15 protein-coding genes and 1 pseudogene are annotated in these 15369 nt (G+C 71.4%); 5 read left to right on the top strand and 11 right to left on the bottom strand.

What is annotated here, in order from left to right; all coding sequences use genetic code 11:
- The first annotated feature begins 35 nt into the window (after positions 1 to 35).
- A complete protein-coding gene (locus ACN27F_RS30500; RefSeq protein ID WP_421438915.1) occupies positions 36 to 665 on the top strand; it encodes a TIGR03085 family metal-binding protein in 630 nt (209 codons plus the stop codon).
- Positions 666 to 752: 87 nt separating this feature from the next.
- Positions 753 to 1697, top strand: coding sequence for a terpene synthase family protein (locus ACN27F_RS30495; RefSeq protein ID WP_421438914.1), 945 nt, complete (start codon positions 753 to 755; stop codon positions 1695 to 1697).
- Positions 1698 to 1775: 78 nt separating this feature from the next.
- Here ACN27F_RS30495 and ACN27F_RS30490 read toward each other — a convergent pair whose 3' ends face one another.
- Entirely contained in the window at positions 1776 to 3176 is a 1401-nt protein-coding gene (locus ACN27F_RS30490; protein ID WP_421438913.1) for a S8 family serine peptidase, read from the bottom strand.
- 323 nt (positions 3177 to 3499) lie between these two features.
- Positions 3500 to 4714, bottom strand: a complete 1215-nt coding sequence (locus ACN27F_RS30485; RefSeq protein WP_421438912.1) for a S8 family serine peptidase — start codon at positions 4712 to 4714, stop codon at positions 3500 to 3502.
- A 389-nt stretch (positions 4715 to 5103) separates the two neighbouring features.
- Here ACN27F_RS30485 and ACN27F_RS30480 point away from each other — a divergent pair, with 389 nt between their 5' ends.
- Positions 5104 to 6930 (top strand): AMP-dependent synthetase/ligase, encoded by a 1827-nt coding sequence (locus ACN27F_RS30480; RefSeq protein WP_421438911.1) that lies wholly within the window; start codon positions 5104 to 5106, stop codon positions 6928 to 6930.
- Between the two features lie 26 nt (positions 6931 to 6956).
- On the opposite strand, the gene ACN27F_RS30475 is transcribed toward ACN27F_RS30480, so the two are convergent.
- Positions 6957 to 8420, bottom strand: a complete 1464-nt coding sequence (locus ACN27F_RS30475) for a PLP-dependent aminotransferase family protein (RefSeq protein ID WP_421438910.1) — start codon at positions 8418 to 8420, stop codon at positions 6957 to 6959.
- 59 nt (positions 8421 to 8479) lie between these two features.
- Here ACN27F_RS30475 and ACN27F_RS30470 point away from each other — a divergent pair.
- A pseudogene (locus ACN27F_RS30470) lies at positions 8480 to 8698 on the top strand (hypothetical protein); the annotation flags it as partial.
- A gap of 24 nt (positions 8699 to 8722) precedes the next feature.
- Here ACN27F_RS30470 and ACN27F_RS30465 read toward each other — a convergent pair.
- Positions 8723 to 10240, bottom strand: coding sequence for a beta-N-acetylhexosaminidase (locus tag ACN27F_RS30465; protein WP_421438909.1), 1518 nt, complete (start codon positions 10238 to 10240; stop codon positions 8723 to 8725).
- A 56-nt stretch (positions 10241 to 10296) separates the two neighbouring features.
- Here ACN27F_RS30465 and ACN27F_RS30460 point away from each other — a divergent pair, with 56 nt between their 5' ends.
- Positions 10297 to 10770: a hypothetical protein gene (locus ACN27F_RS30460; protein WP_421438908.1), complete on the top strand. Its 474-nt coding sequence runs from the start codon at positions 10297 to 10299 to the stop codon at positions 10768 to 10770.
- Between the two features lie 19 nt (positions 10771 to 10789).
- Here the strand turns inward: ACN27F_RS30460 and hisF are convergent, their stop codons facing one another.
- From hisF to ACN27F_RS30425, 7 genes are all read right to left on the bottom strand, one after another.
- On the bottom strand, positions 10790 to 11572 hold the full coding sequence (gene hisF / locus ACN27F_RS30455; RefSeq protein WP_421438907.1) for an imidazole glycerol phosphate synthase subunit HisF: 783 nt from the start codon (positions 11570 to 11572) through the stop codon (positions 10790 to 10792).
- Positions 11569 to 12348 (bottom strand): bifunctional 1-(5-phosphoribosyl)-5-((5-phosphoribosylamino)methylideneamino)imidazole-4-carboxamide isomerase/phosphoribosylanthranilate isomerase PriA, encoded by a 780-nt coding sequence (gene priA, locus ACN27F_RS30450; RefSeq protein ID WP_421438906.1) that lies wholly within the window; start codon positions 12346 to 12348, stop codon positions 11569 to 11571. Before priA ends, hisF begins: the two co-directional genes overlap by 4 nt.
- A gap of 55 nt (positions 12349 to 12403) precedes the next feature.
- Positions 12404 to 12730 carry a hypothetical protein gene (locus ACN27F_RS30445; protein ID WP_421438905.1) on the bottom strand — a complete coding sequence of 109 codons (327 nt, stop codon included), beginning with the start codon at positions 12728 to 12730 and terminating at the stop codon, positions 12404 to 12406.
- Positions 12727 to 13356 carry an imidazole glycerol phosphate synthase subunit HisH gene (hisH, locus tag ACN27F_RS30440; RefSeq protein WP_421440559.1) on the bottom strand — a complete coding sequence of 210 codons (630 nt, stop codon included), beginning with the start codon at positions 13354 to 13356 and terminating at the stop codon, positions 12727 to 12729. Before hisH ends, ACN27F_RS30445 begins: the two co-directional genes overlap by 4 nt.
- Positions 13357 to 13421: 65 nt before the next feature.
- Positions 13422 to 13595, bottom strand: a complete 174-nt coding sequence (locus tag ACN27F_RS30435) for a hypothetical protein (protein ID WP_421438904.1) — start codon at positions 13593 to 13595, stop codon at positions 13422 to 13424.
- Between the two features lies 1 nt (position 13596).
- Positions 13597 to 14208, bottom strand: a complete 612-nt coding sequence (gene hisB, locus ACN27F_RS30430; protein ID WP_421438903.1) for an imidazoleglycerol-phosphate dehydratase HisB — start codon at positions 14206 to 14208, stop codon at positions 13597 to 13599.
- Complete coding sequence (locus ACN27F_RS30425) at positions 14205 to 15365, bottom strand: histidinol-phosphate transaminase (RefSeq protein WP_421440557.1); 1161 nt, start codon at positions 15363 to 15365, stop codon at positions 14205 to 14207. The genes hisB and ACN27F_RS30425 overlap by 4 nt, the downstream gene beginning before the upstream one ends.
- Positions 15366 to 15369: the final 4 nt, after the last annotated feature.

Genomic DNA, 15369 nt, shown 5'->3' with positions numbered 1-15369 from the left:
CGGCATGTCGCCGTACTCGCCCTTAGGATCGACACATGGCGCGGTTCGCACAGATGGAACGTCAGTCCCTGGCCGACCTGTTCCTCGCGGTCGGTCCGGATGCCCCGACGGTGAACGACGGATGGACCACCCGGGACCTGGCCGCGCATCTCGTCGTGCGGGAACGCCGCCCGGACGCGATGCCGGGGATCTGGCTGCCGCTGCTGCGCCGACACAGCGAGCGGGTGCGCACGGGCCTGGCCGCGCGGCCCTTCCCGGAGCTGGTCCAGCTGGTCCGCCGACCACCGGCGTGGAGCCCGATGAGCAACCCGGTCACCGACGAGGTCGCCAACCTGATGGAGTTCTTCATCCACCACGAGGACGTACGCCGTGCCCAGCCCGATTGGCAGCCTCGGGACGTACCGCCCGGTGAGCAGGCAGCGTTGTGGAAGCGTGTCGTGGCACTGGGCAAGCTGCACCTGCGTCGCTTCCCGGGCAGGGTACGGGTGCTCGCCGACGGTTACGGGGAGTTCGCCGTCGGCGTCGGTGACGACCCGGTACTGATCAGTGCCCCGCCGGGCGAGCTGGTGATGTTCCTGACCGGGCGGCAGCGGGTCTCCCGAGTCGAGATCGACTGCCCGTCCGTGTTCGAAGAACGATTGCGTAACGCCGCCTTCGGCTTCTAGTGGTGATACTCGCCGCTGCCCCTGCCGGCCGCGATGATGATCACCACGGTGCGCCATCCCTCCGCCGGGCGCCCGGTGGGAGGACCAATGCGCACGTTCGCGCCCACTGCCGTCGTCGCTCCGCCCTTCCACCCACGGGCGAGCCCGTACGAACCGGTGCTGGCCCGTGCGTCCGTGCGATGGGCCGCCCGCCACGGCCTGGCCGCCGACCCGGACGCCGCGCAGCGGCTGCGCCGGGCCAACGCCGCGGAGTTGGCCGCCCGGGCCGCACCGGACGCCAACCCGACCGGGCTGCAGCTGCTGAGCGATCTCATCACCTGGCTGTTCGCGCTCGACGACGTCTGTGACGAAGACGGCATCGGCGCCGATCCTGGCCGGATCTCGCCGCTGGTCAGCGTGCTGATGCAGGTTCTCGACCAGCTCGGCGAGCCAGCCGGGGCACCGGCGACGGACCGGCCGCCACTGGCCACGGCGCTGGCCGACATCTGTGGCCGCATCCGGCGGCAGGGGCGGCCCGGAGCCCTGTTGCGCTTCGCCGCCTCGCTGCACCACTACCTCTTCGCGCTGGTCTGGGAGGCCGGCAACCGCGAGCAGGGACGGGTGCCGACAGTCGCCGAGTACGTACAGATGCGCCGGCACACCGGCGCGGTACTGCCCAGTTTCGCGCTCACCGACCTCGCCGGAGGCGGACTGCCGCATTCCCGTCACCGGGTTGACCCGAAGCTCGCGAGGCTGAACACTGTCGCCGCGGATCTCGTCTGTTGGTGCAACGATCTGTTCTCGTACGACAAGGAACGCGACCAGGACAATCACAACCTGGCCGCGGTCATCGCCCACCAGACCGGACAGGATCCGGTGAACGCGCTCGCCGACGCGGTGACGGCCTTCAACGACGGCCTGGCGCTGTATCTACGGCTCCAGGCGGAGGTGCTGGCCGACGCACCGCCGCCGGTGGTCCGTCTCGTCGCCGCCCGCCGCCACTGGATCCGGGGCACCTACGACTGGTCCATGAACTCCAGCCGATACCAGTGACCTGGCCGGCCGCGACCGCTGACGGCGAATCGCCGGGGCGTGGCGGACCCGCCCCGGCGATCGTCGTTACTCGGCCCGTCAGTCCAGCGGCACCGGCGTCAGCGGTGGGAGCGTCGGCCGTGGCGACAGGGTCGGGAACGTCGGGATGACCGTCGGGACCACCGTCGGCCGCACCGTCAGCGTCGGGATCACCGTCGGCCGCACCGTCGCTGTCGGGATGACCGTCGGCCGCACCGTCAGCGTCGGGATCACCGTCGGGACCACGGTCCGGAACCGTACGTAGAGCAGCAGGTTGGGCGATCCGGTACCGGGGTTGATCACCACATCGGGGGTGGCGATCCGTAGGAGGAAGGCGGTCACCTGGGCCGGGGTGTAACTGGGATAGGCGTAGAGCACCATGGCGGCGGCACCGGCGACGTGCGGGGACGCCATCGAGGTGCCGTTGATCGTGTTGGTGGCCGTCGGGCTGGTGTGCCACGCGGAGGTGATCGCCGAGCCCGGGGCGAACAGGTCCAGGCAACGACCCCAGTTGGAGTACGGTGCGCGGTTGTCGTTGCGGTCGGTGGCGCCGACGGTGATCGCCGTCGGTACCCTGGCGGGCGAGAAGCCGCAGGCGTCGGCGTTCGAGTTGCCCGCCGCCACCGCGTAGGTGATCCCGGAGGCGATCGAGTTGCTCACCGCGCTGTCCAGCGTGGCGCTCGCCCCGCCGCCGAGGCTCATGTTCGCCACCGCCGGTTTGCGGGCGTTGGCGGTGACCCAGTCGACACCGGCGATCACGCTGGCGAGGGTGCCGCTGCCCGAGCAGTTCAGCACCCGTACGGCTACCAGCTGCACCTCCTTGGCGACCCCGAACCTGGTGCCACCGACCGTGCCGGCCACGTGGGTGCCGTGCCCGTTGCAGTCAGCGGCGGTGCCACCGAAGGCGTCGAATCCGGGCGTGGCTCGCGGGTAGAGGTCGGTGTGGTCGAACCGGATCCCGGTGTCGATGATGTACGCGGTGACCCTGGGCGCCGTGTTCGGGTAGGTGTAGGACAGGTCCAGCGGCAGGTAACGCTGATCGATCCGGTCCAGACCCCAGGACGGTGGGTTGGGCTGGGTGCCGGCCAGCGAGACGGTGTGGTTCTGCTCCACGTAGGCGACGGCGGAGTTCGCCGCCAGCCGTCGGGCGGCCACGGCGGACAGCTTCACCTCGAAGCCGGTGAACGCGGAACCGTACAGCCGGTTGACCACACCGCCGTAGGCGCCGGCCAGGTTGGCGGCCCGGGAGGCGATCCGGGCGATGCGGGTCTCGTTGGCGCCGCTCACGGCGCTGTCGTGCAGGGCGACGAGGTAGCTGTTCGCTACCGCAGTGGCGCCACCGGCCTGGCGGATCTCGCCGGTCGGGGCCGCGGCGGCCGCGGGAGCGACCATCGCGGTGGCCACGGTCGCCGTCGCGGTGAGCACCAGGGCGCGCCGGACGTACGTGCGCAGGGGTGTCATCTCCGTCCTTCCGTCGGTCTACGTGTCCGGTGGCGCGGAGGTAACCACTTCGGACACATGGACGATCGGCGATGCCGATCGGACCGATCCTAGGCCGGTTCTGGTCGACGAACCCTTATACCGATTCCCTCATCTAACTCACAGTATCTATTCAGCTACACATTGCCCTGATCTAGCGATCAGTGCACATCGCTCGTTCCGGGACTCACGACAACGCGTATCCGGTATTGGTGCGGCCCCCGGACGCTGGGAGTTCCCGGGGGCCGCGTGATCCACTCAGTTCACCGGGTCGACCGATCGAGTCGATCGGCCCAACCGCCAGCTCAGTTGACGACGTAGAGCAGGCGGTTCGGCGAGCCGCTACCAGCGCCGGTCACCACGCCGGTGGTGGCGTTGGTGACCAGGTAGCTGGCGACCTGCGCCGGCGTGTAGGACGGGAACCGGCCCAGCACCAGGGCGGCGGCGCCGGCGACGTGCGGGGACGCCATCGAGGTGCCGCTGATGGTGTTGGTCGCGGTGTTGCTGGTGTACCAGGCGGAGGTGATCGACGATCCCGGTGCGAACAGGTCGAGGCAGCTGCCGATGTTCGAGTACGACGCCCGCGCGTCGGTGCTGGTGGTCGCGCCGACGGTGATCGCGGTGGGAACCCGGGCCGGCGAGTAGTTGCAGGCGTTGGCGTTGGAGTTGCCCGCCGCCACCGCGTAGCTGACGCCGGAGGAGATCGACCGGGTCACCGCGGCGTCCAGGGTGCTGCTGGCCCCGCCGCCGAGGCTCATGTTGGCCACCGCCGGCTTGACCGCGTTCGCGGTGACGTAGTCGACGCCGGCGACGACCCCGGCGATGGTGCCGCTACCCGAGCAGTTGAGTACCCGCACGGCGACCAACCGCACGCCCTTGGCCACACCGTACGCGGCGCCGCCCACCGTGCCGGCGACATGCGTGCCGTGCCCGTTGCAGTCGGCCGAGGTGCCGCCGAACGCGTCGAAGCCGGCGCGGGCCCGGCCGCCGAAGTCGTTGTGGGTGGTACGGATGCCGGTGTCGATGATGTAGGCGGTGACGTTGGTGGCCGTGGTGGGGTAGGTGTAGCTGCGGCTCAACGGCAGGTTGCGCTGGTCGATCCGGTCCAGACCCCAGGACGGCGGGTTGGTCTGCGTGGCGGCGAGGGAGACCGTGTGGTTCTGCTCGACGTACGCGACCGACGAGTGCGCGGCCAGCCGCCGGGCCGCAGCCGCGGACAGCGTCGCCTCGAAGCCGTTCACCGCGGTTGCGAAGACCCGGTTGACCGCACCGCCGTACTGGCCGGCGAGGCTGTCGGCGCGGTCGGTGATCGCGGCGGCGCGGGCCGAGCCCGCCTTGCCGGCCACCATGGTGTCCTTGAGCACCACGATGTAGCTGCCGGCGACGGCGGTGGTGCCACCGGCCTGCTGGATCTCACCAGCTGGGGCGGCGGCAGCCGGGTTGCTGACCAGTGCGGTCGCGACCGCGGCGGCACAGCCGACGAGCAGCAGCCGTCGGCTGTGTGTGCGGAGACTTGTCATCCCCTGTCCCTTCAAGATGCCGGACACCCGCGACGGCTTTTGGCCGTTCACTCGCGGGTGGACGATCGGGATATCGATCGATGGGATCGTATGCGGGAGACGTCGGCAGATTTATATATCGATATGGCCATACTGTCGACGTGTGATCCACTACACCGGCGATGGCGCCGCGACGCGGGTCCGGCGGTACCGCGCGCACCCGACCGGCGCCGGTGTGCCGCGCGCGTTTCGTCCGGCCGAGACGAACCATGAGCCGCCCGGTTCTGGACGCACTCGCGTCGCCCAGGCAGGCTTGGGACTAGCCCGGAAGGCGACATTGGCACTACTGTTCGGTAACACCGAATTAACGTGACGGCGCTCACGATCACATACCGGAGGCGACGCACCAGATGGCTCTCGACGTCCCATACAGGTCGATTCCCGATATGTTCCTCCAGCGGGTAGCCGCGACGCCGGACAAGAACGCCTTCGCCCACCCCACTCCAGACGATTCCGGCATGACCTGGCTGAGTTGGAGCCAGGTCGCCCAGCGCACCAAGGCGATCGCGGCCGGCCTGTACAGCCTCGGGATCGGCAACGAGGACCGGGTCACGATCCTTTCCGGCACCCGGATCGAATGGGTGCTTGCCGACCTCGGCGTCATGTGTGCGGGCGGCGCGACGACGACGGTTTATCCGACGACCGAACCCGAGGGCGCGACGTACATCGTCGGCGACTCGGGTTCCAAGGTTCTCATCGCGGAGAATCCCGACCAGGCTGGCAAGATCACCGGCACCGAGTCGCTCACGCTCACCCACGTGGTGCTCATCGACGGCGTACCAGACCCGGCAGCGGCCGTACCGCAACTCACCCTCGCCGATCTGGAGGCCCGCGGGGCCGAGGTGCTCGCCGCCGAGCCCGGTCTGGTCGAGCGGATCGCCACCAGCATCGAACCGGAGCACCTCGCCACCCTGATCTACACCTCGGGCACCACCGGGCGGCCCAAGGGGGTCGAGCTGCTGCACCGGGGCTGGTGCTGGGAAGCGGTCGCCCAGGCCGACCTCAACATCATGAATCCGGACGATCTGCAGTATCTCTGGCTACCGTTGTCGCACTCGTTCGGCAAGACACTGCTCTGCGGCATCATCCACGTAGGGCTACCGACCTTTGTGGACGGCCGGGTGGACAGGCTGGTCGACATGCTGAGTCTGGTCCGGCCGACCCTGATGTGCGCGGCACCCAGGATCTTCGAGAAGGTCTACAACAAGGCCGTCACCACCGCCCGCGACGGTGCCGGCGCGAAGGCCAAGATCTTCGGCTGGGCCGTCGATGTCGGCAAGCGGAAGGTAGCGCTGGAGCAGGCCGGCGACCCGGTGCCGGGCGGCCTCAAACTGAGGTACGCGATCGCCGAGAAGCTGGTCTTCAGCAAGCTGCAGGCCCGCCTCGGCGGGCACATCCGGGTGCTGGTCTCCGGGTCGGCGCCGCTGAGCAAGGACATCGCCGAGTTCTTCGCCGCGGCGAACCTGCCGATCTGCGAGGGGTACGGGCTGACCGAGGCCAGCGCGGCCAACTTCGTCAACCGGCCGGGTCGCATCAAGATCGGTACGGTCGGGCAGGCCCTCGGCGACCTGGAGTGCCGTATCGACGCCGACGGCGAGATCCTGCTGCGCGGCGTACCGGTGATGCGCGGCTACCACAACCTGCCGGCGGAGACCGCCGAGGTGTTCACCGACGACGGGTTCTTCCGCACCGGCGACATCGGCATGGTCGACGACGACGGCTACCTGACCGTGACCGACCGCAAGAAGGACCTGGTCAAGACCTCCGGCGGCAAGTACATCGCGCCCTCGCACATCGAAGGGCTGTTCAAGGCGACCTGCCCGTACACCTCCCAGGCGGTGGTGATCGGACAGGCCCGCAACTACTGTACGATGCTGATCACCATCGATCCGGACGCGATCGCCGGCTGGGCGGCCGGCGGGTCGCTGGCTGACAAGCCGTACGCCGACGTGGTCGCCTCCGCCGAGCTGCACGACCTGGTCGAGGGCTACGTCGACGAGCTCAACGGCAAACTCAACCGCTGGGAGACGATCAAGAAGTTCACCATCCTCACCCGTGACCTCACCATCGAGGACGGCGAGATGACGCCATCGCTCAAAATCAAGCGGCGGGTCGTGGAGGACAACTTCGCCGCCGAGATCGATCGGATGTACGCCGGGCAGCTGGCCGAGATCTGACCGTGGGGTCGGCGCACCAGCCGCCGTCAGGCGATCATGGCGGGTTCCCGCCACTGGCGGCGGCTGGTGCGGTCCAGGTCGTAGCGGACCGCGGCGATCCGGCGCACCGCGTCGATCAGCTCCGGCACCGGCAGCGTGAACGGCAACCGGAGAAACCGCTCCAAGGTGCCGTCGATGCCGAACCGTGGGCCGGGTGCCAGGCGTACCCCGGCTTCCTCGGCGGCGCGGGCCAGCGCGCTGGAGATCGGGCCGTCGAGCTCCGCCCACAGGGTCACCCCGCCGTGCGGGACGCTCACCCGCCACTCGGGCAGGTCCTCGGCCAGCGCGGCCAGCAGCGCGTCCCGCTGGGCGGTCAACTGCGCGATCCGGGCCGGCACGATGGTCTGCGCGGCGGCCAGCAGATGCACCCCGACCAACTGGTCGAGCACCGGTCCGGCCATGTCGACCCCCACCCGCAGGGCGGCGAGGCGCTGCACCAGCGGGGCCGAGGCGCGGACCCAGCCGATACGCAGCCCACCCCAGTACGGTTTGCTCATCCCGCCGATCGAGATCACCCGGGAGTGGCGGTCGAAGACGGCCGTCGGCGGCGGTACCACCGTGCCGTCCAGTGGCAGGTCCACGAACGATTCGTCGATGACCAGATCGGTTCCGCTGGCATGGGCGGCGGCGACGATCCGCTCCCGCAACTGCGTCGACATCAGGTGCCCGGTCGGGTTCTGGAACTCCGGGATCAGGTACGCCAGCCGTGGCCGGTCCTGCCGGATCGCGGCGAGCAGCAGCTCGGCGTCCCAGCCCCCGCTGCCGCCCTCGGTGCCCAGGCCGTGGGTGCTGATCCGGGCGCGACGGGCGGCCAGTGCCGCCAGGGCGTTGGGATAGGTCGGTGACTCGACGAGCACCGGCGCGCCCGGCGGCAGCAACAGCCGCAACACCAGGTCGAGGGCGTGCTGGGTGCCGCTGGTCACCATGATCTGCTCGGCGCTGGTGGCCAGGCCACGCCGGGTGTAGCCCTGCGCGACCGCCGCCCGCAGCTCGTCGAGCCCGGTCGGGAAGTAGCCGACGTGCTGCAGGTATCGGGGCAGATCCTCGGTAGCCGCCCGGGCCGCCGGAACCAGCTCGGGTGGGGCGGCCAGCGCGGCGTATCCGAGGTCGATCATGTCCAGATCGGTGGTCGCGGTCCACAGCCCGGAACTGGCCACCTGGTGGCCGCTGGGCAGGGTGGTCCAGCTGCCCGCCCCGCGCCGGCTGGTCAGGTGACCGCTCTCACGCAGGCTGCGGTACGCCGCCGTGACGGTGGTCCGGCTGACCCGCAGCGCTTCGGCGAGTTCGCGTTCGGCCGGCAGCCGTACCCCCAGCGGCAGCCGGCCATCGGCGAGCAGCCCACGGACGGCGGCGGCGAGCGCCGCGTAGTCCGGACTGCGTCGCCGCCCCGGAAGGGCATGCCACTGCCCGAGCAACCGAGCCAATTGGCTGCCTCGGACCACGACCGCCACAGCCACCTACCCCCAATTGGCCATACCCACCCGAAATATTGGCCACCAGAGTGGCATGCGTGAAGAAGATTGGCAATGACCTCAGCGGCCGACTTCCCCACCGGCTCGGCCAGCTCTACCTCGGCCTCGTGCTGTACGGCGCGAGCATGAGCTTCGGCACCGTGGCTGCGCTGGTGGGCGCCGTCGTGTTGCTGCTGTGGATCCCGCTGCGGCAGCGTCCCGGTCTCGGCACGATCAGCAACGTCGTGGTCATCGGAATCGCCGTGTACGGTGCCCTGCGCCCCGGCACCGGTTCCGGCCGTTCAGGTGAGCGGCCGGTAGCCGACGCCGAGCTGGTCGAGCCGGCGCAGGTGCCGGCCGAGCCGGGTCCGGAACTCGGTCAGCGTGCCGGGCGGCACCTCGCCCTGGCCGTCCAGGTCGACCGGGCCGCTCCAGCCGACCTCGGCCAGCGCCGCCAACCGGGGAAACGCCCGCCACTGCACCAACTGCGGGGTCGGCAGGTACTCACTCCACAACTGCCCCTGCACCCCGAGTACGGCACCGGGCTGGTACCCGTACACCTGCTCCAGCGGCAGCACCCCGGCGATGGCCAACGGTTCGTCCGGGCCGTCGGCCTCGGCCCAGTCGAAGTAGGTGTGGGTGTAGGGCGCGGCGACCACCGGCAGCCCGGCCGCCCGGGCCGCGTCGACGCGGTCGGTGCCCCGCCAGGCGAACACGGTCGCTCCGGCGGGCACCGCCCGGTCGAGCAGTTCGTCCCAGACGCCGATCCGCCGACCCCGGCCGGCCAGGTGCGTGGCGAGCTGTCCGGTCCACCAGCCCTGCAGGTCGGCCACCCGGGACAGGCCGAGTTCGGCGGCGCGGGCGCCCGCCGCCGGGCTGGCCGCCCACTCGGCGGTCGGCACCTCGTCCCCGCCGACGTGCAGGTACTCGAACGGAAACACGTCGGCGACCTCGTCCATGATGTCGCAGACCGCGGCGAAGGTGGCCGGCTCCAGGTTCAGCACGTGGGTGGAGATCCCCCAGGTCGTGCCGACCGTCAGTCGCCGGTGCGGGTCGTTGCCGAACTCGGGGTACGCGGCGATCGCCGCCTGCGCGTGGCCGGGCAGATCGATCTCCGGCATGATCCGCACCCCGCGCCGCGCCGCGTACGTCACCAGGTCACGCAGGTCCGACTGGCGGTACCAACCGCCGTGCGGCACCGCATCGGTGCGGCCGTCACGGGCGTGCCCGGCCGGGGACGCGGCCCGGAAACCGCCGATCTCGGTCAGCCGGGGAAAACGGCGCACCTCGAAACGCCAGCCCTGGTCGTCGGTGAGATGCAGGTGCAGCGTGTTCAGCTTGTGCAGGGCCAGCAGGTCCACGTAGCGGTAGAGGAACGGCAGCGGGTGGCACCAGCGGGCGACGTCCAGCAAGGAGCCACGCCACGCGTACGTCGGGACGTCGACGATCTCGACGCAGGGCAGCCACCACGCGACTGCGCGCACCGGCCCGGTGGCGTACACCTGCTCGGGCAGCAACTGACGCAGGGTCTGCACCGCCCAGCGCAGGCCGGCCTCGGTGGCGGCCACCACCCGTACCCCGGTCGGCTCCACCGCCAGCCGGTAGCCCTCCGCGCCCAGCTCCGCGTCGTCGGCGGCCAGCCGCAGGCTGATCACTCCCGTCGCGGGGCCGGTCGCCGGTGGCAGCGGCAGCCCGGTAGCCGGAGTGATCAGCTCCCGCAGCAGGTCAGCTATCTCGTCGGGGGCGTGTACCCCGGTCGCCGGCCCGAGGGCGAAATGTCCGGCCTCACGGATCAGCCGGGTAGGACGCGGCAAAAGCATGACAACAGCCAAGCACAGGAGTTCCGTCGACGGGCACGGCGCGGCATCATGGGCGGATGACGGACGAGGGGTGGGCTTGGTCGGACGCGTGGATCTTCGTATCGGTGGCCATCGCGGGAAAGGTCGGCCGGCACCGGCGGTCACCGCTGAGCCGGCGGCCGGAGGGAGTCCGCCTGGCCGACGTGCTGTCCACCGCCGAGCATCTCAACCATGCCGTCCCCGTACGGCAGGAGATCGAGACCGGCGTCCGTCGGCTCCTCGCCGCCGATCTGATCTCGGTCGCCGACGGCTGGTTCCAGCTCACCGGCGCCGGCGAGCAGCTCTGGCGCGACCGCCCGCGCAGCGGGCTGACCACGACGGTGGACAGCGTGCACGGCGTACTCGGCCGTCGCTACCCGGCCCAGGACGGCGAGTGGCAGCTGGACGACCAGGAGCACACCGCGGCGATACTCGAGCACAGCGGCCGGTTCCGCCCGCCCGCGCCACGGCGGTCGGTGGAGAACACCACCGCCAACCGCTCGCCGTCCTGAACCGGCCGGGCGGCGACCGTCAACGCACCGGGTGACCGGCGGCACGCAACTCCCGCTTGACCGCGCCGATGGTCAACTCGCCGAAGTGGAACACGCTGGCGGCGAGGACCGCGTCGGCACCGGCGGCCACGGCCGGCGGGAAGTGCGCGGTTGCCCCGGCCCCGCCACTGGCGATCACCGGGATGTCGACCGCGGCCCGGACCGCCGCGATGAGCTCCACGTCGAAGCCGGCCTTGGTCCCGTCGGCGTCCATCGAGTTCAGCAGGATCTCCCCGGCACCGAGTTCGGCACCGCGCCGGGCCCACCACACCGCGTCCAGGGCGGTGCCACGCCGGCCGCCGTGCGTGGTCACCTCGAACCCGCTCGGGATGTCGCCAGCGGCCACGGTCCGCGCGGCGGCCCGGCGTACGTCCAACGACAGCACCAGGACCTGCCGGCCGAACCGCTGCGCGATCTCGGCGATGAGCTCGGGGCGGGCGATCGCCGCGGTGTTCACCCCGACCTTGTCCGCGCCGGCGCGCAGCAGCGTGTCCACGTTGGCGACCGAGCGCACACCACCGCCGACGGTCAGTGGGATGAACACCGACTCGGCGGTGCGCCGGACCACGTCGAGCATGGTGCCCCGGTCGTCCGACGAAGCGGTCACGTCGAGAAAGGTCAGCTCGTCGGCACCGGCCGCGTCGTACGCGGCGGCCAGCGCCACCGGGTCACCGGCATCGCGCAGATCGACGAAGTTGACCCCCTTGACGACCCGGCCGGCGTCCACGTCGAGGCAGGGGATCACCCGCACCGCGACGCTCATGGCCGTCCACCCGCCGCAGCACCACCAGCCGGGTCGACACCACCGGTCGCGCCGGCGGCGCGCAGCGCGGCGAGTGCCTCGGCGACGGTGAACGCTCCCGCGTAGAGGGCCTTGCCGGCGATCACACCCGCCACCCCGATCTGTTCGAGGGTGGCCAGCGCCCGCAGATCATCCAGGGTGGACACACCGCCGGAGGCGATCACCGGGGCACCGGTGCGCCCACACACCTCGCGCAGCAGCTCCAGGTTCGGCCCACGCATCGTGCCGTCCTTGGTGATGTCGGTGACCACGTACCGGGCCGCACCGGCCTTGTCGAGCCGCTCCAGCACCTCGAACAGGTCACCACCGTCGCGGGTCCAGCCGCGTGCGGCCAGGGTACGGCCACGCACGTCCAGCCCGATCGCGACCCGGTCGCCGTACTCACCGACCACCCGGTCGCACCAGAGCGGGTCCTCCAGCGCGGCGGTACCGATGTTGACCCGGGCGGCGCCGGTGCCGAGCGCGGCGGCCAGCGACTCGTCGTCGCGGATTCCGCCGGACAGTTCCACCGCCACGTCCAGCTGACGCACCACCTCGGCGAGCAGGTCGGCGTTGCTCCCCCGACCGAACGCGGCGTCGAGGTCGACCAGGTGGATCCACTCGGCCCCGTCACGCTGCCAGGCCAACGCCGCCTCCAACGGGTCACCGTAGGAGGTTTCGCTGCCGGCGGCACCTTGCACCAGGCGCACGGCCTGGCCGTCGACGACGTCGACAGCGGGAAGCAGGGTCAGGGTCACGGGACGTCTCCTCGATGGTGGACGGTGTCGGCTCGGGGATGGTGTCGGCTCCCGGTCAGGTCCGCCGGCCCAGGGCGATCACCACGACCGCAGGCGCGGCGAGCAGCAGCACGGTGGTCAGCAGCAGGCGCAGGGCCAGATCCGGTACGGCGAGCCAGACGACGGCCAGCACCGCCACGGTCAGCGCCGCGATCCCGGCCCGCTGCGCCGGGCTACGCCGGATGAACAGCCGGCCGGTACGCCCGGCCCGGCGCGGTGGGGTGACCCGGCGCAGCATGGCGCGACGGCGCTCCCGCCGGGCGGCGGCCCGGGCCCGGGCGGACCGTTCGCGCTCGGCCTGCGCGAGGCGGGCGGCCCGGCGACGGGCACGTTCCTTGCTCACCGGTGCCCACCGGCACCGGCCACGGTCGCGAGCCAGTTACCGAGCAGCGTCGCCCCGGTCTGCGCGGACTTCTCCGGATGGAACTGGGTCGCGCTCAGCGGCCCGCGCTCAGCGGCCGCGACGAACCTGCCCGCGTGGTCGCTGGTGGTGACCAGTGTGCCGGCTGCGATCAACGGCTCGGCGTCGAGCGCGGCGTAGGAGTGCACGAAGTAGAAGCGGGCGTCACCGGGCAGCCCGGCGAACAGCGTGCTGCCGGCAGGCACGTCGACGGTGTTCCAGCCCATGTGCGGCACCCGCTCGGCGGGCAGCCGCCGCACCCCGCCGGGCAGCAGGCCCAGACCCTTGGTGATTACGCCGTGCTCCTCGCCGTACTCGAACAGGATCTGCATGCCGACGCAGATGCCGAGCACCGGCCGCCCGGCGGCCACCCGGTGCGCGATCACCGGGCCGGCGCCAAGCTCGTCGACACCGGCCATGCAGGCCGCGTACGCCCCGACACCGGGCACCACCAGGCCGTCGGCGGCAGCCGCTGCGGCCAGGTCGGCGGTGACCGTGACGGCGGCCCCGGCGCGGGCCAACGCCCGCTCGGCCGAGCGCAGGTTGCCGGATCCGTAGTCGAGCACCACGACCCGCGGCGGCGACGCGGGCGGCACGGCCAGTGGCGGTGGCGGTGGCGGTGGCGGTGGGACGGTCATCGGTCACCTCCGGGAAGCAGCCACAGCACCCCACCGGCGACGGCGAGCACCGCGAGTACGACGGTCAGGCCGACCGCGCCACGACCGGCGCCCTGGCGGTGCAGCGACCGGGCACCGCCGACCAGCGCTCCGGCAAGCGCGAACAGCGCCACCGGCAGGAAGGTACCCACGCTACAGCGCGCCCTTGGTGCTGGGCACCGCGCCGGCGGACCGTGGGTCGATCGCCACCGCCTCGCGCAGCGCCCGGGACACCGCCTTGAACTGGGCCTCCACCACGTGGTGGGCGTCCGGGTGGCCGCCGTCGCGGGCCGCCCGCAGCACCGTCACGTGCAGCGTGACCAGCGCCGAGTGGCCGAAGGACTCCCAGATGTGCCGGGTCATGCTGGTCGGGTAGACCGGACCGATGTACGGCGCCAGGGACGGTTCGTCATGCACCACGTACGGCCGGCCGGACAGGTCGACAGCAGCCCGGACCAGCACCTCGTCCATCGGGATGGTGGCCGATCCGTAGCGCCGGATGCCGGCCTTGTCCCCCAGCGCCTCGCGCAACGCGGCGCCCAACGCGATGGCCGTGTCCTCCATCGTGTGATGGGCGTCGATTTCCAGGTCACCGATGGTCTGCACGGTGAGGTCGAACCCGCCGTGCCGGGCGATCTGGTTCAGCATGTGGTCGTAGAAGCCGACACCGGTGCTGATGTCGCCCTGGCCGGTGCCGTCGAGATCCAGCTCGATCAGCACCTTGGTCTCGGCGGTGGTCCGTTCGACCCGCGCCGTGCGGCTCATCTCGTCACTCCGTTCGCTGTCGCCGTCACATTCGCCTCCGCCGTCAGGTTCGCCTCCGCCGTCAGGTCGGTCATCGCGGTGAGGAACGCTTCGGTCTCCTCGGGGGTGCCGGCGGTGACCCGCAGCCAGCCGGGCAGCCCGACGTCGCGGACCAGCACCCCGCGATCCAGCAACGCCTGCCAGACCCGACGCTGGTCGCCACCGGGCCCGTCGGTGCCGGACGGGCCGGCATCGACGGCGAACAACACGAAATTGGCGTCGCTGTCGGCCACCGACAACCCGAGCCGGCGCAGACCGGTCACGATCCGGTCCCGCTCGACCATGATCGTACGTACCGTGCCGAGCAGGGTGTCGCGGTGCGCCAGCGCGGCCCGGGCCGCCGCCTGGGTCAGCGCGGACAGATGGTACGGCAACCGAACCAACTGGACCGCGTCGACCACCGCGGGGTGGGCGGCCAGATAGCCCAACCGGCCGCCGGCGAAACCGAACGCCTTGCTCATCGTCCGGGTGACCACCAGCCGCGGGTGTCCGGGCAGCAACGCCAGCGCCGTCGGCGTGCCGGGTCGGGCGAATTCCGCGTACGCCTCGTCGACCACCACCATGCCCGGCGCGGCGGCGAGCACCGCGTCCACCACCTGCGGGTCCAGCGCCGTGCCGGTCGGGTTGTTCGGCGAGCAGAGGAACACCAGGTCCGGCTGGTGCTCGCGGATCTGGGCGACGGCGTGCGCGGCGGTCAGGCCGAAGTCCGGGCCACGGTGGCCGTCGATCCAGCCGGTGCCGGTGCCCACCGACAGCAGCGGGTGCATCGAGTACGCCGGGGTGAAGCCCAACGCCACCCGGCCCGGCCCGGCGAACGCCTGCAGCAGCTGCTGCTGGATCTCGTTGGAACCGTTGGCGGCCCACACCTCGTCGGCGGTGAGCTGGTGGCCGAGATAGCCGGCCAGGTCGGTGCGCAGCGCCACCGCGTCCCGGTCCGGATAGCGGTTGAGCTGACGCAGCTGCGCGGTGACCGCCGCGGCGATCGCCTCGACCACCTCGTCCGGCAACGGGTACGAGTTCTCGTTGGTGTTCAACCGCACCGGCACGTCCAGCTGCGGAGCGCCGTACGGGCTGCGACCGCGCAGCTCCTCGCGGATCGGCAGGTCGTCCAGGGTGATCGGG

Source organism: Solwaraspora sp. WMMB335 (assembly GCF_049179075.1).
Lineage (GTDB): Bacteria > Actinomycetota > Actinomycetes > Mycobacteriales > Micromonosporaceae > Micromonospora_E.
Note: the sequence above shows the minus strand (reverse complement) of the source record. Positions and strands in the feature narration are given on the sequence as shown.